3 protein-coding genes are annotated in these 2,616 nt (G+C 66.0%); all 3 read right to left on the bottom strand.

The window, feature by feature from the left end; all coding sequences use genetic code 11:
• On the bottom strand, positions 1-221 hold a 221-nt coding region (locus tag QCD75_RS21700; protein ID WP_301231599.1), incomplete at its 3' end, for a sarcosine oxidase subunit delta.
• A 27-nt stretch (positions 222-248) separates the two neighbouring features.
• Positions 249-1,469 carry a sarcosine oxidase subunit beta family protein gene (locus tag QCD75_RS21695; protein WP_301231598.1) on the bottom strand — a complete coding sequence of 407 codons (1,221 nt, stop codon included), beginning with the start codon at positions 1,467-1,469 and terminating at the stop codon, positions 249-251.
• Positions 1,466-2,616: serine hydroxymethyltransferase (gene glyA / locus QCD75_RS21690; RefSeq protein WP_301231597.1), on the bottom strand; the 1,151-nt coding region annotated here is incomplete at its 5' end. The genes QCD75_RS21695 and glyA, both read right to left, overlap by 4 nt.

Genomic DNA, 2,616 nt, shown 5'->3' with positions numbered 1-2,616 from the left:
ACGGTGTCGCGGAGCATGTTGAACCACTGCCGGCAGCCTGTGCTGTGCAGCCAGCGCTCGGCGAAAATGCCCTTGGTGTTGTCGCGGTAGAACAGGAACTCGGCCCATTCGCGGTCGTTCAGTTCGTTCGGGTTCTCCGGGTACGGGACGTGGGCCTGGCCGCCGTAGTGGAATTCGGTCTCGTCGCGCGAGCCGCAGTTGGGGCATGAGATAAGCAGCATGTGCGTCTTCTTTCTAAGGGACGGCGGCTAGTGGGCGACGGCGGCGGCGCCGTGTTCGTCGATCAGGGCGCCGGTTTCGAAGCGCTCGAGGGCAAAGGGTTTGTTGAGGGTGTGCGGTGTTCCGGTGGCGATGGTGTGCGCGAAGGTCATGCCGGCAGCCGGTGTGCCCTTGAACCCGCCGGTTCCCCAGCCGCAGTTGACGAACATGTTCTCCACCGGAGTGGTGCCGACAATGGGGGAGGCATCCAGGGTGGTGTCCACGATCCCGCCCCAGGTCCGGAGCACGTGGGCCCGGGCGAAGATCGGGAAGAGCTCGACGGCGGCTGCCATCTGGTGCTCGATCACGTGGAAGGATCCGCGCTGGCCGTAGCCGTTGTACGAGTCGACGCCGGCGCCCATGACCAGTTCGCCCTTGTGGGCCTGGGAGACGTAGACGTGGACGTGGTTGGACATGACCACCGTGGGGTGGACGGGCTCGTGGAGTTCGGACACGAGGGCCTGGAGCGGGTGGGACTGGATGGGCAGCCGGAAGCCGGCCATTTCCGCGAGGACCGAGCTGTGTCCGGCGGCGCAGAGGCCGACCTTTTCGGTGTGGATCGTGCCGCGGTTGGTCTTGACGCCGACGACGCGGTTCCCTTCCTTGAGGAAGCCGGTGACCTCGCAGTTCTGGATGATGTCCACGCCCAGCTCATCGCATTTGCGGGCGAACGCCCAGGCGACGTGGTCGTGCTTGGCGATGCCGGCGCGGGGCTGGTACGTCGCGCCCATGACGGGGTAGCGGATGTTGTCGTTGATGTTCAGGATGGGGCAGAGTTCCTTGACCTGCTGCGGGTCAAGCCACTCGGCGTCGACGCCGTTGAGCTTGTTGGCCCCGACGCGGCGCATGCTTTCGCGGACGTCGCCCAGGGTGTGGGCCAGGTTCATCACCCCGCGCTGGCTGAACAGGAAGTCGTACTCGAGTTCCTCGGGCAGGATCTCCCAGAGCTTGAGGGCGTGCTCGTAGATCGCCGCGCTTTCGTCCCAGAGGTAGTTGGAGCGGATGATCGTGGTGTTCCGGGCCATGTTGCCGCCGGCGAGCCAGCCTTTTTCCAGGACGGCGATGTTGGTCATCCCGTGGTTCTTGGCCAGGTAGTAGGCCGTGGCCAGACCATGCCCGCCGCCGCCCACAATCACGGCGTCGTAGGAGGACTTGGGCTCCGGGTTGCGCCAAAGAAATTCCGGGTGCTCCGGAAGCTGTTCCGTGCTCATAGTGCAACTCCGTTCGGGGTGGTTCCGGCAGTGCCGGAAAGATTCGGGTAAAGCGGAAATTTCTCGGCGAGGACCGTGACCCGGTCACGGAGCAGCACGGCCGACTCGTCGCTGAGCTCGCCTTTAATGGCCTCGGCGATAATGTCGGCAACCTCGGTGAATTCGGCGGGGCCGAAGCCGCGCGTGGCCAGGGCGGGGGTGCCGATCCGCAGCCCGGAGGAGACCATGGGAGGGCGGGGGTCGAAGGGAACGGCGTTGCGGTTGACCGTGATGCCGATCTGGTGGAGCCTGTCTTCGGCCTGCTGTCCGTCCAGGGCCGAGTTGCGCAGGTCCACCAGAACCAGGTGCACGTCGGTGCCGCCGCCCACGACGGAGATACCGTATTCGGCGACGTCCGGTGCGAGCAGGCGCTCGGCCAGGATCTTGGACCCTTCCAGGGTGCGCTGCTGGCGTTCCTTGAACTCGTCGCTTGCGGCGATCTTGAAGGCAACGGCCTTGGCTGCGATCACGTGTTCCAGCGGGCCGCCCTGCTGGCCGGGGAACACTGCGCTGTTGATCTTGCGCGCATGCTCCTCCTTGCTCAGGATCACCCCTCCGCGCGGGCCGCCGAGGGTCTTGTGCGTGGTGGTGGTGACGACGTCGGCGTAGGGCACCGGGTTCGGGTGCAGCCCGGCGGCGACGAGGCCGGCGAAGTGTGCCATGTCCACCATCAGGTAGGCGCCCACGAGGTCGGCGATCCGGCGGAACTCGGCGAAGTCCAGCTGCCGGGAGTAGGCTGACCAGCCGGCCACGATCATTTTGGGACGGTGCTCCAGGGCCAGGGCCTCGACCTCGGCCATGTCCACCAGGTGGCTGTGTTCGCTCACGTGGTACGGGACCACGTTGTAGAGCTTGCCGGAGAAGTTGATCCGCATGCCATGGGTGAGGTGTCCACCGTGCGCCAGCGAAAGGCCCATGATCGTGTCGCCCGGCTCCAGCAGGGCAAACATCGCCGCTGCATTGGCCTGGGCGCCCGAATGGGGCTGCACGTTGGCGGCTTCCGCGCCGAACAGGGCCTTGACCCGGTCGATGGCGAGCTGTTCGATCACGTCAACGTGTTCGCAGCCGCCGTAGTAGCGCTTGCCCGGGTAGCCCTCGGCGTACTTGT

This window comes from Arthrobacter sp. PsM3 (assembly GCF_030433895.1).
GTDB lineage: Bacteria > Actinomycetota > Actinomycetes > Actinomycetales > Micrococcaceae > Arthrobacter.
This window is presented reverse-complemented; position numbering and strand designations above follow the sequence as displayed.

Bases quoted from the DNA above. Each gene is read 5' to 3' on its own strand.
- QCD75_RS21695 (WP_301231598.1), bottom strand. From the start codon at position 1,469: ATGAGCACGGAACAGCTTCCGGAGCACCCGGAATTTCTTTGGCGCAAC.